Here is a 23332-nt window from a genome sequence, read left to right on the forward strand (position 1 = left end):
GGGATGGCGAGTCCGATGGCCGGCGTGGAGGTCGTGCCGAGAACACCGCGGGCGACGGCCGTCTTGGTCGTCGCGGCGGTGCTGTCGGGGGCGGTGGGCCTGTGGGTGCTGCTCGACGCGCTGAAGCCGGATTGGGTCGGCGTGGCCGAGGCCCGTGGCTGGACCGAGTCGTTCAAGGCCTCGGCGCGGACGCAGCTGTCGGCGGTGGTGATCAGCTGGCCGGTCGCGGCCGCGCTGCTGGTGGCGGTGCTCGTGCGCCTCCGGCAGGGCGTGGACTTCGTTGTGCGGCAGCGTGTTCTGCGGCGCGGGAAGCTTGCGGCGGCCGGTGTGCTGCTCGCTCCGTTCGTGATCACCCCGGTGGCCCTCGTGGGGGAACACCCGGCGTACTGGCTGGTGTGCGTCCCGAGCACCGCGTTCGCGGTGTGGTCGACGTATCGGCTGCAACGGCACAACCGGATGCCGGCGTGGTTGGTGCTGCTGGGGTTCACCTGGGGCGCGATCTTCGCGACCGGGATGAGCGGCCTGATGAACGCCCTGTTCAAGGACGCCGCGCAGGCGTTCGTCTACGACAGCAAGCTGGTGGAGCTGACGCAGCACCCCGGACTCGGCGGTGACCGGTCGCCGCTGCGGCAGCTGCAGGACGCGCAGCAGCTGACCAGGACCGGGCTTTCGCTGGACGCCGCGATCTTCGAAGAGCTGGCCAAGGGCGCGGGCATCGTGATCCTCGTGCTGCTGTGCCGCCGCTGGATCGACGGGCTGGTGTCCGGTCTCGTCCTCGGCGCGGTGGTGGGGCTCGGTTTCAACATGGCCGAGACCGTCGAGTACATGGGCCAGGGCGCGCCCGAGTTCGAGTTCTGGACGAGGCAGACGGTGTCGATGATGACGTCACACGTCGCCTTCTCGGCCATCCTCGGCGCCACGATCGGTCTGGCGCGGCAGCTCGCGAACAGCCGGCGACGGCGCCGGGTCGTCGCGATCGGATACCTGGTCGCCGTGGCGGGGCACTTCCTCACCGACGCGACACTGCCTTACCTCAACGGGCTGGAGACCGCGTGGTTCGCCCCGAGCCCGCAGCTGCAGTCGCTGGTGCTGCAGCCGGTGACCCTGTTTCTGCTGCAAGGGCCGTTCGTGGCGATCTACGTCGTGTTGCTCCGGCGCGGCCTGCGCGACCAGGCGGCCGCGTTGACCCGGGAACTCGAGGCGGAGGCGGGACGAGGAACGGGCTCGGTCGGCGTGGGCGAGGTACCGATCCTGATGACGCCTAAGCGCCGGTTCAAGGTGAAGGTCCTCGCCGCCGCGCGCCACGGCGGGCTCGCGTCGTACCGCTACCTCGGCAGGCTGCACGCGGCGCAGCTCGCACTGGGAATGCAGTTGTGGCACCGGTCCCGCGACGAGGTCGACGAAGACGCGCCGGACGAGGCCCAGCTGCGTTCGCTCGTGCTGAACCTGAAGGCCCATCCGCCGCAGGCCCTGATCGGAACTCCGGAGAGGACGCCGGCATGACTCGTGTGGCGGCACTGTTGCGTGTGCTGGCCGTGGTCGCCTGGATGGCCGTGCTCCTGCTGCTGTCGGAAGGGGAAGCGTCCGCGGACTGCACCGAGTCGTTGCAGGCCGGTGCTGAGGCTTCGGCCGATCCGTGCGGCGGTCAGTCCACTGTGGTCGGCGCCGCCGTGGTCCTCGGAGGCGCAGCGCTCGGGACGGCGGCAGCGGTCGGCGCGCAGGTCGCCGGGAGCCTGAAGGGTGCCCAGCCCGCCGCGGATCTGCGGACCCACCAGGACAGCCTCGGTGAGGCTGCTGGGGAAGGCGGCGCGTCCGGCGAAGGCTCGGACCGGGGCAGCGGGGACGGCCCGCCGGGAGACACGAGGACCAGGGAGCCGGCGGCCACGCCGGCCACTTCTGGGCCGTACCCCGAGTTCGCCATCGCCCGACGCTTGACCGAACTGCTCGCCGAGGACGAAGCCGGTATCCGGTACGCGGCGGGAGTCATCGCGGACTTCGCGGCCGCGGCCGTCGGCGCGGCCGAGACCGCCGTCGGCGCGCCCGCCGCCGCGGAGGTCGCCGTCCTGGCCACCCGGATGACCGATCTCGCCGACCGGATCGCCCGCGCACCGGAAACCAGCACGAGACTGCGGGACGAGCTGGCCGCGGCCCTGATCCGGCTCGCAGGGCTGCGCAGTCCCCTGGGAGGTCCCGCCGGTCTCGCCACGGGTCCGGCAACGCCCACCCGGCCCGCCGGCTACAACGCTCCTGGCGAGTTCTTTTTGGGCAGCTTCAAGGCAATCCGCTCTCGAGCCACCGTGAAGAAGCTCGAGAATACCTGGAAGCGGTACGACTCGGAGACGAAGACCTGGGTGTCCTGGATCGAGGAAGTCTTTCCCCCGACCTACCGCAGAGTGCCGCTCCGGTCCTTCGTCCAGCACCAGATCTTCGCGAACGCGAGTCGCAACGCGAAGAACGAGTTCGTCTGCGCCCTCGATCCCACCAAGACGATTCCCCCGGAACGTGACCGGTACGGCCGGATAGTCCGATACCACCGCGACACGGGCAAGCGGCTCAAGAAGGGGGATCCCGGCTACACGACGGACTGGATCCCCCACCCGCAGCCGGGCACCAGGGGTAAGCAAGCCGAATACGTCTTCGGGCACAAGCCGCTCCACGAGTGGCGCACTTACCAGTTCACCGCGTACCTGCGCGGGTACAGCCGCACCCGCATCATCGAAGAGCAGAACGACCCGGAGATCTACCAGCTGGAATACCGGCACAGCAATCACGCTCACGAGGTGATGTTCGAAGCCGCCTACGAACCGTATGTGCCGTGACCGGTGCGGTACCGGGTGTGCTCAGGGAAGAGGTGCCGAGCTCAGGCGGCCGACCAGCTGGGTACGGGAGCGCACTCCGAGCTTCCGGAACACCCGGCTCAAATGCGCCTCGACCGTCTTCTCGGTGACGTACAGCCGCTCCGCGATCTGCCGGTTGGTCAACGCCTCGGCGGCCAGCCGGGCGACTCGCCGCTCCGACGGCGTCAGCGCGCCCACGCCGGTGACCCGCAGGCGAGGTGGACGACCGCCGTTCGCGGTCAGGCCGGCAGTCAGCCGGTCGGCCAGCGCCTGTGCGCGGCACTCCAACGCCAGTTCGGCCGCGCGCCGGGTCGTGACGCGGGCCGCGCTCCGGTCACCGGCGCGCATGGACAGCTCGCCGAGATCCGCCAAGGTGTGAGCCAGCTCCAACCGGCCCGGGCCGGCGCTGAGCAGATCGACCGCTTCCTCCAGGTGCCGGCGTGCGTCCACCGCATCGGGAAGCCGCGCCGCCGCGCGCAAGGCGACCGCGATGTGACGAGGCACCGCGAAGGCACGAGCCAACCGGAGTTGCTCACCGATCAGCTTCGACGCTTCGGCGGGTCGGGCGGACGCGAGCTGGGCTCGCGCCGCCAGCAGCCGCCACGGTACGTCCCACAGCTCCCCGGGCCCCCACTGCTCGTACGACCGCCGGCACGACTCGGCGTCCTCCAGCGCGCGGACGTGGTCTCCCTGAGCGAGGCGGAGCCGGCTCCGGGCCCCCAGCAACCACAGGTGCGCCGACGAATGCGGCCGCCGGTCGTCGCCGAGCACGCCCTTGCCGAGCACCGACGCGGCCTCCGGCGTGCGTTCGTGCTCGAGGTGCACGTCGATCGTGGTCGCTTCCAGCAGCGGCAACCCGACGTTCGGCGACGGCGCGGCCGCCGTGCCGAGCTCGAGGTGCTCCCCCGCCTGCGCCAGATCACCCCGCAGGAACGCGATCCGGGCGAGGTAGCCGCGGACGATCCCCATCGGCAGCAGCAGCCCACGCTCCACCGCGGTGTCCAGCGCCCGCTGCATCCGCTGGTCGGCCTCGTCGAGGTGATCGGTCACCACCAGGGTGTGCACGGCCGCCCAGAGCCCGCACCGCTCGGGGGTGAGCACGTCGCCCGCCAGCGCGGAGCGCGCCAGGGCGACAGCCTCGCCCACCGGGCGCCCGGCGAGCACCGCCTCCAGAGCGTGCTGCGAGTCCAGGACCGCCTGCGGCCGGCCGGGGCGGCCGCCGAAGGACTCCAGCCGGCGCACCAGTTCCGGGCGCCCGGCCAGGTCGGCGCGGGCCATCCCGATCAGCTCCGCCTCGATTTCCACCACCAATCCCGGGTCGTCGACGCCGGCCAGCTCATCCAGGGCCCGCACGAGCAACTGGACCGCCTCGCGGGGTTCTCCGCAGGCGTTGCGGAACCGGGCCAGGCTGTACGCGCACAAGGCCCGTTGCCGGCCGCTTTCCGCCAGGGCCAGCGCTTCCCGGAGGTGGCCGTCGGCGTCGGCGAGGGCCAGGTGGTGGGCTCGGCAGTTGCCCAGCTGCCGGCTCACCTCCGCGCGCAGCGCCCGGGGCGGTGGTTCGGCGCGCGCACGGTCGAGGAAGATCGCCGCGTTCTCGGGCGAGCCGTGCCGGAAGGCCTGCTCGGCCGCCGAAGCCAGCAGCCCGACGCGGTCGGGCACGCCGGCCGGCGTGGTCCGCAGCAGGTGGGCGGCGACGCGGGTGATCGGCTTGCCCGCTCGGAGCAGCACTCGCGCCGCCCGTTCGTGGTCCGGGCCCAGTTCCGGCGCCGGGACGAGCGCGAGTGCGACATCGCGCACGACCGCGTGGACGAAGGCCGGCGGGTCGGCCCGGTCGAAGATCCCTTCGTGGGTCAGCCGGCGCGCGGCGGCGAGCACCTCGGGCGCCGGCACCGCCGCCTGTTCGGCCACTTCGGCGAGCGCCGCGTCGTCGCCCAGCACCGCGACGGCCCTGGCCACCGCCCGCACCGGCGGCGGCTGCCGGCGCAACCGGGCCGTCACGTGCCACCGGATCGCGTCGGGCCCGGCCGCGGCGACCGCGGCGGCCCGGTCGGCGGTGGGCCGGACGCCGTCGGTCGCCAGGACGCGCAGCAGCTCCCGCACGAACAGCGGGTTCCCCCCGGTGAGTGTGTGGCACGCGGCGCAGAACTCGTCGTGCGCGTCCGGGCCCAGCTCGCGGCGGACCAGTTCCGCGACCGCCGCGCCGCTCAGGTTCCCGGGGCGCAACAGGGTCAGGTCGTCCGCGGTGAGCAGGTCGTCGGCCGGCCCTTCTTCGTCCTGCTCGGCGGTGCGCGTCGTGACCACGACCAGCGCGGCGAACGCATCGAGCCGGCGGGCCAGGAAGCCCAGGAACCGCAGGGAAGGCAGGTCGGCCCAGTGCACGTCGTCGACCAGCACGACCGGCGCGGCATCCTCGGCCAGGTTCACCAGCAGCCAGTACAACCCGTTCAGCACCGCGAACAGTGAACCCGGTGCCACCGGGCGGTCCGCGGCGCCGAACAAGCCTTCGGTGCTGCCGGCCGCGCCGCTGAACAACCGGGCCCGGTCGGGGTCCGCCGCGGGCAGCACGGGTTCGAAGAGCTGACGCACCACCCCGAACGCGAACTCCCGCTCGAGTTCCGCGGCACGCGCGGACAGCACGGTGCACCCGCGGTCCGCGGCCAGCCGGCGAACGTGCTTCAGCAGCGCGGTTTTCCCGGCGCCCGCGCCGCCGTCGAGGACCACCACCCCACCCTGACCGGCGCCGAGGCGATCCAGCGACTTCTCCAGGGCGCTCGTTTCGGCGTCCCGTTCGACGAGCTCCGGCACCGGGGAACCGCTCCGCTCCGCGCCACTCGGCCCACGCGTTTCGTGGCCAGGGCTTGGTTTTCCAGCCTAGCAGCCGGGATGTCCGGACCGGACCGTCGAAATCATCGACGGGAGACGGACCCGAGCCGCCAGCAGTTCGCCGACGTGCCGCCCCGCGGCCACCGCCGTGGCCCACGCCGTGGCCCTGCCGGCACCCGCCGCCGGGCCGGGCGCGTGCCGCCCGGCCGCGACCCGGCCGATCACCGTTCCGTCGCCGCCGAACACGAACTGCTCGCCGGGGCCCGGTCCGGACAGCGGCATCCCGAACCGGCCGAGCGGCTCCTCCCCGGCGTAGAGCGTGCCGAGCAGGAGGGCCGAGGGCGGCAGGGGCCCGAAGTCGACGTCGGTGTCCGGCGCGAAGTACCAGCCCGGCCGCTTCCGCGCGGCGGGCACCGTCACCCGCCGGACCACGTCCTCGGTGGTGTCCCCGCGAACGCACAACTCGATGTCCAGCGCGGTCACCGCCGGGAGGTCGCCCAGCAGTTCGACGTCGTGCAGGCACACGACGAGCGGACCGTCCGGATCCGCGTCCGCGCGCCGGCCGGTCGCGCAGTGGCGGCGGAACACGCGGCCGCACCGGCGGACGAGGTCCGTTTCGAGCGCGGAGGCACACGGGTCCCATTCGCCCTCGCGCAGGTAGTACTGCGGGCCGGGGATCTCCGGGCGCTCGGCACCGTCGCCGGCCGCTTCACCGATTCCCGAAAGGTCGAGGGTCCCCAGGACGTCGAGCAGGTCGGCGTGCGGATCGGCGACCCGCTCCCGGACGGCCTCCAGCGCGACGTCCATCGCGGCGACCACGGCGAGGGTGGCCGCGGTGTCGTGGAAGGGATCGGCCGACTCGGCGTCGACGACGACGAACGCGTCGGGACCACCGACGCAGTAGGCGGCGTGCCCGCGGTCCCCGGTGGCGACGACCAGGTCGTACACCACCTCGTCCGGCACGGCCGGGTCCGGCTCGTGTGCGGTCAGCTCCCGGATGGTCAGCGGCTCTCCTCCGAAGGCGGTGAGCCGGCTTCCGGCGGCCAGCGAGCCGACGCCGTCGGCGATCATCGTCGGCACGGCGTCCACGAGGTTCCACGGATCGACCGCGCGCCGCAACGGCCCCTCCGCCGAGCGGAAGGGGTGCCCCGCGGTCGCGAACACGTTCAGCCCGTTCACCGAGTACAGCGCCCGGCCGCCCCGGGCCGGGCGCTCGGCCAGCACGACCGTCCCGATCCCGGCGCCGGACCGCACCTCGTCCCCGATCCGGACGTCTTCGATCGGCCGCACCGAGCCGTCGGCCATCAGCACGCCGGTGCCGGCGCCGAGGCAGCTGCTCGGCTCCGGCCGGTACCGGTTGAGCGGGCCCCACAGGCACAGGCTGAGGGAGTAGCCGTTCGTCACCCCCTCGTGGCTGCGCTCCGGGGGCATCGGCGGCTTGGCCGCGAAGGAGCTCAGCACGGACTCGGGCAGGCCGGCGGTCAGCGTGCCGGCCGCCGCCTGCCGGACGTCCGCCCCGGACAGCGGCCGGTACCAGGTGGCGTAGCCGCCGTTCCACCAGCTCCGCTCGGCGACCTGGCCGGGCACGATGAGCCCGCGGGCCCGCAACACCCCGATCTCGGCGTCGACGTCCGGGCAAGCCAGGGCCTTGAGGACGAGCCACAGGTGGTACAGGAACCACACCGAGGCGTTCGTGCTGTCGCCGCCCACTCCGATGGCGCCGTTGAGGTTCGCGACGAACGTGTCGTCGGCCAGCAGGCGGCCGAGCTGGGCGCGGGCGTCGCCGAGCTGCCCGGCGGCGGTCAGGGCGCGCAACGCGGACGCGGTCGGCTCGTACGCGGTTCGCAGGGCCGCCAGGTAGCTCGCCGTCAGCGCCGGGACGAACTGGGTGTGCAGGGCCGCCAGGTCCGCGGCGAGCTTTCCCGTGTCGAGCGGGATCGCCGCGGCCTGCCGGGCGGCGTCGGTGAGCACGGCCAGCGCGTACGCCTGCCACCACTGCTGGTCGAGCGCGGGCCTGGCTTGCCGCACCGCGGTGGTGACCGCCGCCGACGCGGCGGTCACCGTCCGGTTCGGGAAGAACGCGTCCGCGTAGCCGGCGAACGGGCCTTCGTAGGAGTACGTGATGTGGTAGCCCGAGCCGTTGCCGGCCGGCCGGGGCGCGATCTTTTCGTTGCTCATGGCGGACTGCAGCACCGCGCTCACCGCGCCGCGGTGGGCCGACTCGGCGTCGGGGCAGCCGTAGCACGGCAGCGAATCCAGCAGCAGCCGGAGGTTCGGCAGCACCGCGGGTGCCGGCTCCGGCCGCGGCGCGGTGACGAACCCGACGAACCGTGTGTGGAACTCCCGGTAGGAAGGCATGGTGGTCAGCCGGCCGGGGTGAGCGCGGAGCCAGGCTTCGCGACGACGACGGCGAAGGAAGCCGACGTGCCCCCGCAGGCGTTCGAAGCCGTGATGCTGCTGCGGCTCCGGGACTGCTCGGCCGCCTCCTTGCCGTTGGGGCTGATGGTCCCGGTCCGCTCGTCGAAGCCGAGGAAGGCCGGCAGCGGGTCGCCGCCGTGCCGGAACTTCAGCGGCGTGCTCGGCAGGACCGCGAACCCCGGCCCGAACCTCTGCGCCGTCGAAGGCGTGCTGCCGAGGGGGAAGCTCAGGTCGGGCATGGTCATGAAGTCGGGCGCCATGCCCGACATGGTGAGCGTGAAGATCGAACCCGGTTCCGGGACGATGATGATCGGCGGCATGGGCTGGTCGGACGCCACGAGCCCCTTCTCGGTGCGCGCGAGGTACAGGGGCCCCTGGTCGTAGACGGGGTGGTAGTGCCCGTCGCCGTCGGACACCACCGCGGCGAACTTCAGGTCGAACGAGACGAGGAACTTCCGGTCGCCGGTCAGCTGGGCACGCCCCCGGGGCAGGCCGAGCCAGGTCTGGGTGACCACGGACGAGCCGCCGGGCTTGCCGGGCTGCTTCGGCCGGAACGAGACCGTCCGGTCGGTCATGAGGCTCAGGTAGCGCAGGACCGGCGGCTTCGCCGGATCCGGCCGCAGCACGGTGAAGACCGTGCTCAGCCCGAAGGCGTCGGTGGTCACCTGCCACACGCAGTCCGGCAGGGCGGTGCCGCTGCCGAAGCCGACCGAGCCGTCGGGGTTCGCCTGCATCACGTAGCCGTCCACGGTGAGGGTGCTCCCGACCATCAGCAGCGATTTCCGGTCCGGGTTCCGGTACGGGACGGCGTAATCCAGGCTCAGCTTCTCGTCCTCGACCCGGAATCCGGCGCGCGCGGCGTAGTCGTTGACGAAGTTCTCGATCTCGTCGGGCACCTTCTTGAACAGCTCGTAGAGCATCAGGCCGACACCGGCGGCCGCGGCGAGGATCGCCAGCGGGCCGGCGATCGCGAAGATCGTCGCCAGGACTCCGCCGGCCGCGATCACTCCCCCGGCGACCAGCCACTCGCCCACCATGGCGAACAGCATCAACGAGCCGCTGACGATGTTCAGAACGTCCGAGACGAGGGCGAGTCCCGTCTCCCCTTCCGCCAGGTGCGCGATGCTCACGGCGATCCCGGCCAGGATGAAGACCGGCCCGATCCGGGTCGCGACGAACTCGTCGAGGTTCGCGCCGAACACTTTCGACACCAAGGAAGCTTCTTCGGCCGTCGCCGTCGCCTCGGTGACGATGACCGCGGCGACGCTGGCGTCTCCGCTGGTGGCCAGCTTGCCGACGGTGCCCTCGAGGTCCCCGATCCAGCGCGCGGTCGAGTTCCCGATCTTGAGCAGCCCTTGGTCCAGCTGCGCGGTCCGGCCCTCCACGACGATGTTCTGCACGGCCGCGATCCGCTGGGCTGCCGTCATCCCGTTCACGTTGAAGATCGCGTAGATGCGGACACCGCGCTTGAGCACCGCCGAGACGATCTGCAGTCCGACCTGAACGGTGTTGATGACGAGGGTCGCGCGCTGGAGCTTGCTCAGCTCGTCCCAGCTCTTGAACGCGCTCAAGAGGTTGAACACGGCCAGCATGCTGATCCCGCCGATCAGGAGCGACCCGAACACGCTCCCCACCTTGGCCAGCTTCGGGAACTTTCCGGTGAACCACGTGAGCCACTCGTTGGCGATGAAGGGCAGCGCCAGGGTGTCCTGCACCGTGCCGGAGATCGCCAGCAGCGCGTCGATCGAGTCGTGCAGCATCCGGTCGGCGTTCTCCTGCTGCAGGATGGCGCCGATCGACTTGGCGGCTTCGGCGATGTCGGCGTCCTCGTTGGCCAGGTTGCCGTCCACGAACGCCTGCAGGTACTCCTTGACGAGGTCGAAGCTCGTGGCCTCGGCGAGGAAGCCGAACATACCCGGCAGGATGTTCGTGGCCAGGAAGGTGTTGATCGTCCCGACGTAGCGCTGGGCGAAGAACCCCGACGGGTCCAGCGCGGTCAGCACGGCCACGTTCTGCTGGAACAGCCGGGACAGGCCGGTGCCGTCGGCCGACCCGGTGTTCACCGACATCTGCAGGGAGATGTTGGCGAGGATCCCGGGCGCCACGTTGTAGGTGTAGAAGGCGAACGCCCAGTACAGGTTGTTGGTCTTCGCGTACTGCGCGGCGTCGCGGACGTCGGCGACGAGCTTGGCCTTGAGGTCTTCGGTGGCGGCGGGGTCGGTCACGACGTTGGCCTCGATGTCGGCGATGTCGGCCTGCACGGCGGCATCGATCGTGGCCTCGTGGGACTTGGCGTTCGAGATCTGGTCGGCCAGGTAGTCGGCGGTCGTCGGGCAGTGCTTCTGCCACGCGAGGCCGAACAGCCGCTGCCCGTGGGCGTGGTAGACCGGCGACGTGGCCACCTGGGTCTTCAGCCAGGTCTCGGCCCGCGGGCCGTTCAGGTACCGGCAGTGGTCTTCCGAGCCTTGCGCCAGGCCGTGGGTCAGCACGGCCGTCGCGAGCGACTCGTACCACTTCGCCGGTTCGGGAACGCCGCTGACCGCGCTTCCGGCGACCTCGGCGAGCGACCCGGTGAGGGCCGGCTGGGGGACGCCGGGGAACAGCCGGCCCCAGAGGTCGCCGGGGATGGTGCTGTTCATGATGGTGCCCAGGTCCTCGGTCACCGCGGCCTGCACCACGTCGCCCCAGCCACCGTTCTCGTCCTTGCCGAACGGCGTCATGGCGAGCAGGCCGTAGATGTCGACGGAACCGGCGGCGAGCGCGCCGGCCAGCTCGACGGACTTGCGGTGCAGTTCGGGGTGCGTGTCCCGGTGCCGGGAGATCGCGGCCAGCGCGTCCTCGGTGTTCAACCGGACCGCGTCGTCGACGCCGAGGCTTCCGGCGGCGGGCAGGCCGGTTCGGCGCTGGTGCGCCGGGTCGAGGTCCTGCCACACCACCCGGTCGCCGACCACGGCGGAACCGGGAACGGCCTCCCCGCCGATGACCAGCCGGCCGTCGAAGACGCCGAACGGGGCCGCCTCGGCGCTCGTCCGGTAGTACCCGGTGAGCACCGGCGCGGCGCGCACACCGCGGAAGCCCACGAGCGTGCCCTTGGGGGCCGCGCCGTCGATTTCCAGGACACCGGTGATGCCCAGCGCCGCCGAGTCCTCCACCGCTTGCAGCCACCAGGGGTACACGCTGTCCGGCCCCGTGGGCCGGCGGGAGCCCTTGTCCTGGATCGGGGCGACCGAGGACTTGAAGCTCAGCTGCCACACAGCGGCGCCGTCGCGCTGCCCCAGCTGGATGCCGGCGGCGAAGGCGTCCGGCTCCCACGGGAGCGCACCGGTTTCGGTGTCCTCGAACCGGAAGGTGAACGACGGCGGAGCGAGCGGGCCGCCGGGGGTGACGGTGTAGGTCAGCGAGAGCCGGTTGCCGACCCAGCGGGCGGAGGTCCAGGCCGGCGACTTCGGGTCCCAGAGCAGGCCGATGGCCGCACCGCCGGACGTCTCGTAGGTGGCCCCGCAGTCGAGCGCGACGTCGCAGGTGAAGCGGGCGTGCGCACCGGCGGTCACCGAGCAGAGGTCGGCTTCGGGACCGATGGTGCCGTGCGCGCCCGAGCCGTCGTGGCTCAGCCGCAGGTGGCCGCCCCCGTAAGCGCCCTGCCAGAGCAGGACGCGGTCGTGCTCGTCGTAGCTCCAGGCGTCGCGCGGGATGGGCAGCTGGTCCACGAAGAGCTGGGCTTCGCCCGCGCCCTCGACCATGGTGACCCGCGCCGGGATCGGCCGCTGCGAGTTGCCGAAGGTGTCCATGCGGGCGACCACGTAGTCGTGGTGCTGCCGGCGTCCGTTTTCCGGCCGGGTCCGGATCGTGCTCGCGGTCATTTCCCACTCCCTGTCCCGAGGTTGACGACCTCGTCGACGCTAGGACCGCGGGCGACGCGGAACGTCCGGGAAATCCCTACAGAAAACCCGCCTTTCCGGGTGGCCCCTCAGGCGTCGTCGGTCGAAGCAACACCTCAGAACGCGGTGCGGGTGTCGCTTCGTGGGTCACCGCGCACCACGCGGTGTTCGTAGAGACTTGCTCCCACCGTCCGGCGCCAGGGCCGCGCGAGCCGGATGGCCACGTCGATGTCGGCCTCCGGCGCGCCGCGATCGAGTTCCGCGACGGCGAGGCCAGGCCGCCCGTCCCCGTGACAACGTCCGATCCACCGACCGCCGGGCCCGACGATGCCGGCCGGAGCCGTCGCGCTGAACTGGGCCGGGACCGAACTCGGCGCGTCGTCGACCATCACCGACGCCAGCACGCAGTCGACGTCCAGACGTTCGTACTCGGCGAACAGTTCCGGGAAGTTGACCTCGATGCAGAGCACGCAGCCGAACCGGAAGCCGTCGACCTCGAACACCAGCGGCGCCACCCCCGGCGTGTACAGGTAGCTGATCTCGGTGTGCGACGGGTACCGCTTGTCATAGCGGCCGACCAGCTCACCTCGATCGGAAACCACGTACAGGCTGTTGTGCGGACGGTTCGCCCCGGACAACCGGTGGATCGAGCCGAACACCGTCCAGACGCCGAGCTCACCCGCGAGATTCGCGACGGCCTCGGCCTCTTCCCGCATGACATCCCATGCGGGACGCGACCAATCCGCCTCGGCAGGCTCCCCCACGCCGCCACTGGACACCGCGTGCTTACTGGGATAGGTGATCGCGCCCTCCGGGAACTGCACCAGCCGGGCGCCCGCGGCACTCGCCTCCCGCATGAGAGCACGGATCTCGGCTCCGCTGGCCCGAAGAGCGTCCCGATCCGCCGGATCCCCGGGCACCGTGCTCTGCGCGACCGCCAACTTCAGCGTCTGATTCATTCGGCCACCTCGGCGTTGTGTCCCGTCCAGAGTTCGGTGAGGCCCTGGCGAACCCCACGGTGGAACCGAGCCGCGCTCAGATCAGACGGAACCCGCCTACGCAGGGATAACCCGGGAGGCCCGCTTTCGCCGGCTTGCCCGGCCGCGGGTAGCCCTGCAGCCACAGCTGCCCGGTCGTCGCGACGTTCGTGGCCAGCGAAACGTCGGCCACGAGCCGGAACCGCGTCTGCCGGCCATCGGGGTGCAGCGCCCAGCCAGTCAGCCGGGTCGCCCCGCGGGTGCCCGGCACGAACTGCGTGTCGAGCGCTACCCGCAGCTCAACCCAGGTGTCCTCGGTGCTCGGGCGGCGGATCCGCAGCACGCCGACGAGCAACAGAAGCCCCAGCAACACGAACACCGCGCTGCCACCGGCGACGCCGCCCATCGCGGGCGCGCCGGCGAGGCTGCCGGGATCGAACGACACCGTCGACATGAAGACGAAACCGGCCGCACCCAGCACCAGGAAGGTCACCGCGGCCCCGAGTGTCCGCCGGATCTGGAACGCCCGGTGCGCGGCGAGCACCGGGTCACGACGCGGCGGCGTCGGGTGGCGCGAGACCGGCTCCGCGGGCGTCGCGCCGGCCACCGTCTTGTCCCCGATCCGTCCGGCCCGCAGCCACATCGCGCCCGGCAGCCGGACGAACACCCGCCGGCCGGTGCCGAGCACCCACAACCGGCGCTCGCCGGCCAGCTGCGCCCGCTGCCCGTCGTGGAGCCGGGTCCGCAGCCACCGGCCGTCCGGCAGCCGCACGGATACCCGGGACCCTTTCACGAGCAAGCCGTCCGGGGCGACGTCCAGCCGGTGGTACGGCTCCCCGAAGAGCCGGCGGACCCGCTGGTACAGGTTCAGGACATAGCACCACATCGCGAGGGTGGCGCCGAAGACCGTCAAGTAGAAGTACGGCAGCCCGCTCCCCCGCTTTTCGGTCACCGCGAGCAGCAGGCCGAAGCAGACGAGCGCGCAGCTGAGTCCCGTGCGAAGGACGGTGGTCCTGGTCAGCCGGCGGATGTACCCGGCGAAGAGCGCCTCAGCCCCCGACGGCACGTGTGACGCGGGTTCGTAAACGCGGACTCTGTCCGCGCCGGAAGCGATGTCCATGATTCTTCGTCCCCAGTCGGCGCTTCTGCCCAGCCGCGAAATCGTACCGGGCCTGGCGCGGCGGAACGCACCGAGGATGGCCCGAAAACACGAATCCGGTCGACGCGACACTTCCCCGATTTCCGACTCCGGTGACCATACGAGGCATTCCGGGCTTGCGGTGACCGGCTGACCGGCTACAGCGAAGCCGTCGAATTCGACGTCGCCGCAACCGAGGCGGTCGACCTTCGAATTGACAGCCGGTACCGTTCATCGAATCCCGACAATGGCAACTTGCCCCGCGAAGTGACCCGCGCGAAGGTCCGCCCCGACAGGACGGTTTCCGTCCAAAACTCCCCCGAGCCGGAATGTCGACGTAGACTCGGCGAAATCCTGCCGACCGGACGCACGGGGAGCCGTCGTGGCGTTTCAAGTTGTTTTTCAAAGGGAAAGCGCGCTGGCGGTCTCCCGTGGCACTAAAAGAAGTCGATGCATGCGCTTGGATCCACACACCCACACGGCACGCCACCGCCGAATCGACGAGCGGACCCGTCGGATGCGTGGAGCGGCCCGTGACCAAAAGCGGTCACGGGCCGTTTCCGTTGTCTTCGGGTCAGGATTCGATGAACGCGAGCAGGTCCGGGTTGAGGACGTCGGCGTGCGTGGTCAGCATGCCGTGCGGGTACCCCGCGTACGTCTTGAGCGTTCCGTTCTTCAGGTGCTCGACCGCCCGCGGCACGGAACTGCCGAACGGCACGATCTGGTCGTCCTCACCGTGCATGACCAGGACCGGTACCGTGATCCGCTCGAGGTCCGCGGTGTAGTCCTCCTTCCACGAGAACACCGTCTCGTAGGAGGCTTGGATGCTGCCGGCCATGCCCTGCCGCCACCAGTTCGCGATGACGGCCTCCGAGGGCACCGCGCCCGGCCGGTTGTAGCCGTAGAACGGGCCTTCCGGTACCTCTCGGTAGAATTCCGCCCGGTTGCCCACGATTCCCGCCTGCACCGCGTCGAACCACTCCGGCGGCTGCCCGGCCGGGTTGTCCTCGGTCTGCACGAGGTTCGGCGTCAGCGAGGCGACCAGCACCGCCTTTGCCACGCGGTCCTCGTACCGGGCGACGTATCGCGCGACTTCGCCGCCGCCGGTCGAGTGCCCGATGTGCACGGCGTCGCGCAGATCGAGGTGCTCGGTCAACGCCGCCAGGTCGGCGACCCAGTGCTCCATGTCGTTGCCGGTGCCGACCTGTGACGACCGGGCGTGGCCACGCCGGTCGTGCGCGATCACCCGGTAGCCCCGGTGCAGGAAGTAGATCATCTGGGCGTCCCAGTCGTCGGCCGACAGCGGCCACCCGTGGCTGAAGACGATCGGCCGGCCCGTACCCCAGTCCTTGTAGAAGATGTCCACGCCGTCGGAGGTGGTGATGAAAGGCATCCGTCGTTCCTCTCTGTTGCGGTCCACCCGCATCCAACGAGAGCCGACACGATTCTTTGTGAGCGACCACCGCGAGCGATCCACTGGCCGTCCACTGCGCGTCAACAACGTGCCGCCGGCCCGGCCAGGAATTCTTCGGTCCGGCGCGCGAAGAGGTGGGCACCGCGGTCGGCCGACAGGGCTATGGCCTTCTCGGCCGCCGCTCGGACGACCACGTCGGGTTCGCCGGCGGCACGGAGCAATCGTGCCCGCAACAACAGAAGCAGCCCTTCCGCGTACCGCTGGCCGTGCGCGTCGAGGAACCACTCCGCCCGCTCGAGGGCCGCACGCGCCTGTTCGGTCATTCCCGCGGCGAGGAACATCTCGACGATCAGCCCGTAGTGGAACGCGATGCCGAACCGCGGCGGGTCGAGCAGCGTCGTGACCAGGACCTGCTCGGCCTCGGCCGCGGCTGCCGCCGGAGCGTGGCCGGTCAGGGCTCGCGCCCAGCACCACGTGATTCTCAGGTACGAGTCGACGGAGAGGAAGACGTGCCCGGGGTCCGCGGCGATCCACCGCCGCGCGGCTCGCGTCGCCCGGTCGAGGTCGCCGGCCATGGCCGCCGCCATGGCCGAGAAGTGGGCCCAGACAGCGATCGACTGCGGATCCTCGCCCGCGCCGGCTTCCTGCTCGTCGAGCAGCGCGCGGGCCGCGGCCGGCTCGTCGTGCATGGTTTCCACCACGGCTTGCACCAGCGGGCGGATCGTCACCACCTCACGGGGCAGCTGGTCCCGCTCCGGAGCGGGAACGGCGTCGAGCGGCACCCTGCTGCTTTCCCGCAGGTACCGCAACGACTGGGTGATGTCGCCGAGCTCCCACTGGTGGATCCCCCATGCCGCGGCTCCGAACGAGCGCAGCGCCGGATCCGTGGCCGCCTCGCCCTGCTCGAACAGCCGGCGCGCGAGCCGAGCGCGCTCGGGCCGGACGCCGCTGGTGGCCAGAGCCAGGCGGAGCAGCAGGAACTCGGTGGCCTGGGTCGTCCGGCCGAGGTCCTCGGCGAGGTGCCCGGCGCGGTCCAGGATCTCGACGTACGAGCGGACGAAGTCGTGCTGGCTCCAGAACACCGTGGCCAGCAGCGACACCGCGGACAGCTCGAGTTCCGCCTGACCGGCCTCGCGGGCGAGGCGGGCCGCCCCCTGCAGGTGCCGCTCGGCGGCTTCGAAGGCGAACTTGGTCACCGCGTGCCGGCCGGCGCGCACGAGCGCGGTCGCCGTGCGGACCGGGTCGGCGAGGGGGCCGGCTGCCCAGAGGTGGTACGCGAGCTGCTCGGCCACCCATTCGCCGGCGCCACCACCGCGTTCGATCGCGTCCGCGATCCGGAGGTGCAGGGCGGCCGTGCGCGCCACCGGAAGGCCTGCCACCACGGCTTCCCGGACGAGGTCGTGGGAGAAACGGAAGGGGTACGGATCATTCGCGACCGGCTCGACCAGACCCAGCGAGCCGAGGGGCTCGAGCAGGTCGAGGCAGGCCTGGACGTCGAGCTCCAGCGCGGCGGCCAGCAGGCGCAGCCCGAACTGCCGCCCGATGAGCGCCGCTATCTCCAGCAGATCGAGCGCCGTCTCCCCCAGGTCGGCCGTCCGGGTCCTGACCACGTCGCGGACCGTGGCCGGGACGGTCCCGGCGGAGGACGAGACGCCGTCGAGACGTCGCGACAGCTCCAGCACGAGGTAGGCGTTGCCCGAAGTGCGGGCGTGGATCTCGGCGGCCGCCCCACCGGGATCCCGCCCGGACTCGCGGTGGAGCAGTTCCGCCACCTCGTCGACGGTGAACGTCCGGAGCCGGAGGCGACGGTGCCCCGGCAGCCGGCTGACCGCCCCCAGCGTCCGCGACAGCGCCGCGGTGGGTGCCGGGGCGCGATCGCGGAGAACGACGACGATCACCGTACGGTCGGGCGGCCGGGCGACCACGTGCCCGAGGAGCTGCAACGAGGCGGCGTCGGCCCAGTGCAGGTCATCGATGACGATCTGCACCGGATGTCGTAGCGCCACCTCCCGGACCAGGGCGACCACCTGCTCGAAAAGGCGGAACTGGGTGCCGCTCTCCGGCAGCGGCCGGCCACCGGTTCCGCCATCGCCCGACTCGATCAGGCGGCCCAGCTCACCGTCGAGCCAGGGCTTGCGCGTGGCAGCGGGGAGGCTCTCGAGGAGCACCCGGACCACTTCCAGCCACGGCCACATCGACGGCGTTCCCGCACCCTCCAGGCACGAACCCCACACCACGAGTGCGCCCCGGCGCTCCGACTCGGCCGCCGCTTCTCGCAGCAGGCGCGTCTTGCCCACGCCGGGCTCGCCCTCGATCACCACGATTCCGGTACCGCCCGCGAGCGCCGCCGTCAGGGACTCCCTCAGCACGGCCAGCTCTCCGGTCCGCCCGACCAGGCCGGCGCGGGCGCTTCGGCCGCCGTCGTCGGCGGCCGCCGTGGGAAGGGTCTGGGTCAGCGCACGCCGTTGGGCCGTGCGCAGCACCGCTCCGGGATCGATGCCGAGCTCCTCGCCGAGCCGGGCCCGGATGGTCCGGAAGACGGCGAGAGCCTCCGCCCGGTGCCCGCCCGCGGCCAGCCCCATGATGAGCGCCGCGTGCACCGCTTCGTCCAGCGGTGCCATCGACGCGGCCAGGCGCAGCGCCGCCAGGACGCGCTCCGGCCGGCCCCGGCGGACCGCCAGGTCCGAAGCCGCCAGGCACGCGTCGAAGAACTCACGGTCGAGGGCGACGAAGACGGGCACCCGGTCGAAGCCGTCGGCGGCCGGTCCCCGCCACAGTGCAAGCGCTTCCGCGAACCGGTCGAGCGCCGCTTCCTGCTGTCCGCCGGCAGCCGCGGTGCGTCCCGCCTCGACGAGGCGGCGGAACGTGACCAGGTCCAGCTCACCGGTTCCGGGGTCGAACAGGTAACCGTCGCCGCGCCGCTGGAGGTACGACCCCGCGTCCCGGACGGTGAGGCCCGGTTCGAGGAGCCGGCGCAGCGAGCCGACGTACTTGTGGATCACGTTGAGCGCGCTGGCCGGGGCTTCCTGGCCCCAGAGCAGATCGATCAGCTCCGCCCGGCTGACCGGCTGTCCCACCCGGGCGAGCAGCACGGCCAGCAGAACAGCCTGCTGGCGAGGCCCCACGGCGAGCTCGGCGCCGTCACGCCACAGGCGGACCCGGCCCAGGATCCGCAGACGGATCCGGGCACGCAGCGGAGCGGGCGGCTGGGCCAACGCCTTCTGACTCCCCGGATCGATCCGACCGGCGGACTTCCGGAATCTATCACCGCGAAAGCGCTCACAGTGCCCGGCGCTTGAGCCTCCTGCGAAGTCGATTTTCAAGGTCGTAAGCGGGATGCCGAGCGTAAGCGAGCGAGGCTTGGCCACCCGACCGCACGGCCACTCACTCCCCTACGGCTGTGCCCTTCCTGGGCAAGAGAAAGCCGGCCACCGCCCGCGAGCGCCGTGGCGAGGTAGCCTGACAAGCCGGGGCCCCGATCGAGGGAGATGCCGGTGGACGTTTCCTCAGCCGTTCCCGAGGAGCTGCGCCCGGCGGTGACGACGTCGTCCGGAACCGTGCGGCTGGTGTTCGTACCGCGCGTCACGCGCCTGCTGGCCACGACGTGGGCCGGCAGCCTGGCCATCCCGTTCGCGGTGGCCGGCCCGCTGCTCGCCTTCGTGGTCCTGCCCGTGGTCGCCGTCTTCTTCGGGTGGACCACGATGGGGCACACCGCTCTGGTGCTCGGCGGCATCCTCGCCGCCCTCGGTCTGGTGCTGTCGGTCGCCGTGCCCTGGAGCCTGCGTTCCAGCGCACGGTGGGTCGAGCTGGACCCGGGCGAGAACCCGGCGCGGGTGCTCGTCAAACGGCTGTCCGGGGCGACGCGAACCGGTGCGCTGCGGTCGATCGCCGTCCTCGAACACGTGAAGCTCGCCGAGCCCGCCGGGGTCGAGCTGGAGATCCGCACGGCGGACGAGATCGTCCGGGGAGCCGAGCGGATCGACGTGGACGCCCGGACCCTGGCGGAGTGGCTGAGCACCCTGCCCGGCGTCGCGGTCGACCGCCGGAAGATCGTCGACCGGGTCGATCCGCCCCGCGACCGCTGGTGGCGGCGCACGCAAGTCGCCGCGGTGTGGGGAACCCCCGCCGACGCCGTCCCCGTGATCGCCGGCGAACTCGGAGTGCGCTGTGACGTCTTCGTGCCCCGGGCCGCCGCCATGAACGGGAACGTCCACGCGATCGACGTCTACGACCCGGACGACGTTCAGGAGATCACCGACCAGCTCACCGGCGAAACCGTCGCGGCGTTCATGCTGCGCCGGCTGACGAGCTTCACGCGCGAGGCGAGGCTGCCCGCCGGCGACGACCCGCTGCTCCACCTCGTCAAGGACACGGAACTCGCCGAGCGGTACCGCACCGCGTTGCGGCACCTCCGCGATCCTGGCCCGGAAGCGCACACCTTCGTCACGTTCGCGCAGTACTCCCTGTGCCAAGCCGTGCGCGGCGAGCCGATCCCGGCGGCGGGTCCACCGCCGCCCGGCTTCGAAGCGGTGCTCGCCGCCTCGATGGCCGCCCCGTTTCCCCGGCCGACCCGATACGCCTGAACGAACATTCCCCCGCGGCCTGGCCGCCGGCTACACGGCCGAGCACGCTTTCCTGCCGGCACAGCTCTCAGCCGGCTTCAGCCGCGATATCGGTGGCCGGTGAACGCACGAACTCGCCGACCTGCTCGAGCGCGGCGGCGGCCTCCGGCAGGAACGACCAGAACAGGTGGAACACGTGCGTGCCCACCGGGTAGAGGTCGAACCGGACGTCGACGCCGTGCTCGGCGGCGTGGTCGACGAAACGGCGGGTCTCGTGCAGCACCACGTCACCGGTCCCGGACTGCACCAGCAGCGGCGGCAAGCCGGACAGGTCGGCCTCGAAGACGTTCAGCAACGGATCGGTGTGCGGGTGTCCGCCGACGTAGAGCGAAAGCCACCGCGCCACCGGTGTCCCGTCCGGCGGGTCCACGACGTTCACCGACGGGCACAGCAGCACCGCCCGCCCCGGCTGCGGCAGTCCCTCGCGGGCGAGCTTCACCATGAGCGACACGGCCAGCCCGCCGCCGGCCGAGTCACCGCTGATGACCAGTTCGCCCGGGTCGGCGCCCTGATCGAGCAGCCACCGGTAGGCGAGGAGGGCGTCGTCCAGCGCGGCCGGGAACGGGTGCTCCGGCGCGAGCCGGTAGTCCGGCAGCACCACGGTGGCGCCGGTCGCCGCGGCCAGCGCGCCGGCCAGCGGCCGGTAACCGAACGCGGAGCCGGAAATGAATCCACCGCCGTGCAGGTGCAGCAGACGTGGCGGGCCGGCCACGCCCGCCGACACGACCAGCGCGGACACACCGCCGGCCTGCACCGGCCGGACCCGCGTACCCTCCGGCACCGGGAACTGGGCGTTGAGAGCCTCGTAGGCCTCCCGCATCCGCGGTAACCCGGGTTTGCCGTCCTCGGCGACCCCGTCCCACAGCTGCGCGACCCGGGCTGCCACCTCGCCGCCGGCCGAGCGGGTCAGGGCGACCGCCTCGTCGAGATCGGCCAGCAGCGGTACGGCCGTACCCAGCAACGCCTCGCCGGCCAGCGTCAGCTCGACGCGGTGGGTCGAACGCAGCAGAAGCGGACAACCGATCAGCCGCTCCAGCGCCTGGATCTGCCGGCTGAGCGCCGGTTGCGACACGTACAGGCGGGCCGCCGCCCGGCCGAAGTTGAGCTCGGTGGCGACGGCGACGAACGCACGCAGGTGCTTGAGCTCGATCGCGTCCGTGGCGGGCAGCGGCCGCAAAGCAGGCATGCCGCCGAGTATCTGCCTTCGGCGGTGTCCGTGTCATACCGGCCACGCAAGACGGTGATGCGAGATCGGCCTTTCCCTCGCCCGCGGCCGGCATGGCAGGGTTGGTCGTGGCTGAAAGAACTGGTCGGCGGTGCGCCGAGCTGCACCTGCGCGGTGGGGTGGCCCGGGTGTACTGGCCCGCTCGGCTCACCCCCGCGCCGCCGCTGCTGGTGTGGTTCACCAGCGGCAGTTCGCCGGCCGCGACCGGGGTCGTCGTGGTCTCGGCCGGGCCGCGGGACTTCCCGGCCGCGCGGGAAGTCCTGGAGTGGTCGGCCGCCCACGCCGCCGAGCTGGGCGCGGATCCGGCCCGGCTGCTCGTCGGAGGGGACGGCGTCGGAGCCGCTCTCGCCGCGAAGGCCGCCGGCCATGCCCGAAAGCACGGGTGGCCACCCGTGTCCGAGGTCGGGCGTCGCCCATCGGCAATCGAAACCGTGAAAGCAAAGGACGATCACATGCGCAAACTGGTGTCGAACTTGTTCGTCTCGCTCGACGGCGTCGTCGAAGCGCCCGACAAGTGGTCTCTCCTCTACTGGAGTGACGAGATCGCCGCGTCCGTCGACGTCGGCATGGCCGCCGCCGACACCATGCTCCTCGGCCGCGTTACCTATGAGGGTTTCGCGGCCGCCTGGCCCGAGCGCACCGTCGAGGACGACGAAGGCGCCGACTTCATGAACAGCGTCCGCAAGTACGTCCTCTCGACGACGCTTCCCGAGGTCACGTGGAGCAACTCGACGCTGCTGCCCCATGATCCCGCGGCGGCCATCCGCGAGCTGAAGGCGGAGTCCGGCGGCGACATCATGACCAGCGGCAGCGGGACGACCGTCCGGTGGTTGCTGTCCGAAGGTCTGGTCGACGAGCTGAAGCTGTTGCTGTACCCGGTCGTGGTCGGCACCGGCAAGCGCTTGTTCCCCGCGGAGGGACCGAACTTCCCGCTCACCTTGAAGACCGCCACGGCTTTCGGCAACGGCGTCGTCCAGCTGACCTACGGTCGGCTCTGAACCGGCCGAGCATTTGCTCGTGCCACCGAGCGCGCGTTCGTGTTCCGGTCAGGAGCGGTCGGTCACGGCCTCGGCGGGAACCAGGTAAGGCCGCTTCCCCTTGGCTCCAGCCGGAAACAGCACAGCCAGATTCTCCCCGGTCCCCGCCACCCGGACCTCTCGGCGCGGCCGGTCGGCCAGCTCGGCAACGCCATACGCGTGCGCGCCACGGGCAGCAACGGTGGTTCCGTCGCGGTAGGTGATCCGCAGGGCCGGCGGGCCGTGGTCGGCAGCCGTCAGGCGCCGGTGCGGAGCGATCGTGACCTCAGCCGGGTACCAGCCCGTGCGGCGGGCCACCGCCACGCGCCGGGCCCAGCGGATCCGGCGTAACACCGCGACCGGGAACAGCGCGGCACCGGCGATGAGCATCCAGATGGCGGCGGTGGCCGTGGCCGGGTCTTCGTTGGGTTCCTCGGAGGTGCGGACCCGGGCCGGCCGGACGGGATCGGTCGCGACCAGGACGTGGTCACCGACCGCGTACCGGCGATCGGAAGTCTGGTAGATCCAGACCCGCTTCGGGGCGCCGCCGAACACGTAACCGACCTCGAGGAACGTTCCCGCCTTCGGCTTCTGCCGGATCGCGAGAACCGTGCCGTCACCGTGCACGCCCGTGCGCAGCAACAGTTCGGCGGCGCGGTCCAGCTCGTTCTGCACCGCGAAGCACCCTCCGATCAGGGCAGCGGCGGCCAGCAGCGCGAACGTCCAGCGCCGCCCACCGGCCCGCAACCGGCGCAGCCCCGGCGCGGCGGCATCCGGATCCGGAGTGCCTGCGGGCAACCCGCTGCCGCGCCCCTCGACCGCGGGCCCGGCCCACGGCGAGGGCGGCGGAGAAAGCGGCAGACGACGCCGAGCCGGCCTGCCGAACGCGTGCTCCCCGGTCACCACGCCAGGGTAGACCGGTTTCCGCCGCGGCACGCCGCCGGCGGCCCACCGGAAAGCCAGTGCGGCCGCGTTCGGCGCCGA

General features: G+C 71.9%; 13 protein-coding genes. 4 read left to right on the forward strand and 9 right to left on the reverse strand.

The window, feature by feature from the left end; translation table 11 throughout:
* The first annotated feature begins 3 nt into the window (after positions 1-3).
* Positions 4-1503 carry a PrsW family intramembrane metalloprotease gene (locus tag ACWEVP_RS21480; RefSeq protein ID WP_452064329.1) on the forward strand — a complete coding sequence of 500 codons (1500 nt, stop codon included), beginning with the start codon at positions 4-6 and terminating at the stop codon, positions 1501-1503.
* A complete protein-coding gene (locus ACWEVP_RS21485) occupies positions 1500-2819 on the forward strand; it encodes a hypothetical protein (protein WP_452064330.1) in 1320 nt (439 codons plus the stop codon). The genes ACWEVP_RS21480 and ACWEVP_RS21485 overlap by 4 nt, the downstream gene beginning before the upstream one ends.
* A 21-nt stretch (positions 2820-2840) precedes the next feature.
* Here ACWEVP_RS21485 and ACWEVP_RS21490 read toward each other — a convergent pair whose 3' ends face one another.
* From ACWEVP_RS21490 to ACWEVP_RS21520, 7 genes are all read right to left on the reverse strand, one after another.
* Positions 2841-5642, reverse strand: a complete 2802-nt coding sequence (locus tag ACWEVP_RS21490) for a helix-turn-helix transcriptional regulator (protein WP_452064331.1) — start codon at positions 5640-5642, stop codon at positions 2841-2843.
* A gap of 66 nt (positions 5643-5708) precedes the next feature.
* Entirely contained in the window at positions 5709-8018 is a 2310-nt protein-coding gene (locus ACWEVP_RS21495) for a hypothetical protein (protein WP_452064332.1), read from the reverse strand.
* Between the two features lie 5 nt (positions 8019-8023).
* Entirely contained in the window at positions 8024-11938 is a 3915-nt protein-coding gene (locus tag ACWEVP_RS21500) for a hypothetical protein (RefSeq protein WP_452064333.1), read from the reverse strand.
* A 134-nt stretch (positions 11939-12072) separates the two neighbouring features.
* Complete coding sequence (locus tag ACWEVP_RS21505; protein ID WP_452064334.1) at positions 12073-12915, reverse strand: carbon-nitrogen hydrolase family protein; 843 nt, start codon at positions 12913-12915, stop codon at positions 12073-12075.
* Positions 12916-12991: 76 nt separating this feature from the next.
* Positions 12992-14053, reverse strand: coding sequence for a hypothetical protein (locus ACWEVP_RS21510; protein WP_452064335.1), 1062 nt, complete (start codon positions 14051-14053; stop codon positions 12992-12994).
* 592 nt (positions 14054-14645) lie between these two features.
* Complete coding sequence (locus tag ACWEVP_RS21515) at positions 14646-15464, reverse strand: alpha/beta fold hydrolase (protein WP_452064336.1); 819 nt, start codon at positions 15462-15464, stop codon at positions 14646-14648.
* 101 nt (positions 15465-15565) lie between these two features.
* Entirely contained in the window at positions 15566-18700 is a 3135-nt protein-coding gene (locus tag ACWEVP_RS21520; RefSeq protein WP_452064337.1) for a BTAD domain-containing putative transcriptional regulator, read from the reverse strand.
* 279 nt (positions 18701-18979) lie between these two features.
* Between ACWEVP_RS21520 and ACWEVP_RS21525 the strand changes: the two genes are divergently transcribed.
* Positions 18980-20068, forward strand: coding sequence for a hypothetical protein (locus ACWEVP_RS21525; RefSeq protein WP_452064338.1), 1089 nt, complete (start codon positions 18980-18982; stop codon positions 20066-20068).
* Positions 20069-20135: 67 nt separating this feature from the next.
* Here the strand turns inward: ACWEVP_RS21525 and ACWEVP_RS21530 are convergent, their stop codons facing one another.
* A complete protein-coding gene (locus ACWEVP_RS21530; protein WP_452064339.1) occupies positions 20136-21293 on the reverse strand; it encodes an alpha/beta hydrolase fold domain-containing protein in 1158 nt (385 codons plus the stop codon).
* Positions 21294-21400: 107 nt separating this feature from the next.
* On the opposite strand from ACWEVP_RS21530, the gene ACWEVP_RS21535 reads away from it, so the two are divergent.
* Positions 21401-22330 carry a dihydrofolate reductase family protein gene (locus ACWEVP_RS21535; RefSeq protein ID WP_452064340.1) on the forward strand — a complete coding sequence of 310 codons (930 nt, stop codon included), beginning with the start codon at positions 21401-21403 and terminating at the stop codon, positions 22328-22330.
* 48 nt (positions 22331-22378) lie between these two features.
* Here ACWEVP_RS21535 and ACWEVP_RS21540 read toward each other — a convergent pair whose 3' ends face one another.
* Entirely contained in the window at positions 22379-23251 is an 873-nt protein-coding gene (locus ACWEVP_RS21540) for a hypothetical protein (RefSeq protein WP_452064341.1), read from the reverse strand.
* Positions 23252-23332: the final 81 nt, after the last annotated feature.

This window comes from Amycolatopsis sp. NPDC003865 (genome assembly GCF_053605345.1).

Coding starts and splice junctions, on each gene's coding strand:
- ACWEVP_RS21480 (WP_452064329.1), top strand. CDS start 4: ATGGCGAGTCCGATGGCCGGCGTGGAGGTCGTGCCGAGAACACCGCGG.
- ACWEVP_RS21485 (WP_452064330.1), top strand. CDS start 1,500: ATGACTCGTGTGGCGGCACTGTTGCGTGTGCTGGCCGTGGTCGCCTGG.
- ACWEVP_RS21495 (WP_452064332.1), bottom strand. CDS start 8,018: ATGCCTTCCTACCGGGAGTTCCACACACGGTTCGTCGGGTTCGTCACC.
- ACWEVP_RS21500 (WP_452064333.1), bottom strand. CDS start 11,938: ATGACCGCGAGCACGATCCGGACCCGGCCGGAAAACGGACGCCGGCAG.
- ACWEVP_RS21505 (WP_452064334.1), bottom strand. CDS start 12,915: ATGAATCAGACGCTGAAGTTGGCGGTCGCGCAGAGCACGGTGCCCGGG.
- ACWEVP_RS21510 (WP_452064335.1), bottom strand. CDS start 14,053: ATGGACATCGCTTCCGGCGCGGACAGAGTCCGCGTTTACGAACCCGCG.
- ACWEVP_RS21515 (WP_452064336.1), bottom strand. CDS start 15,464: ATGCCTTTCATCACCACCTCCGACGGCGTGGACATCTTCTACAAGGAC.
- ACWEVP_RS21530 (WP_452064339.1), bottom strand. CDS start 21,293: ATGCCTGCTTTGCGGCCGCTGCCCGCCACGGACGCGATCGAGCTCAAG.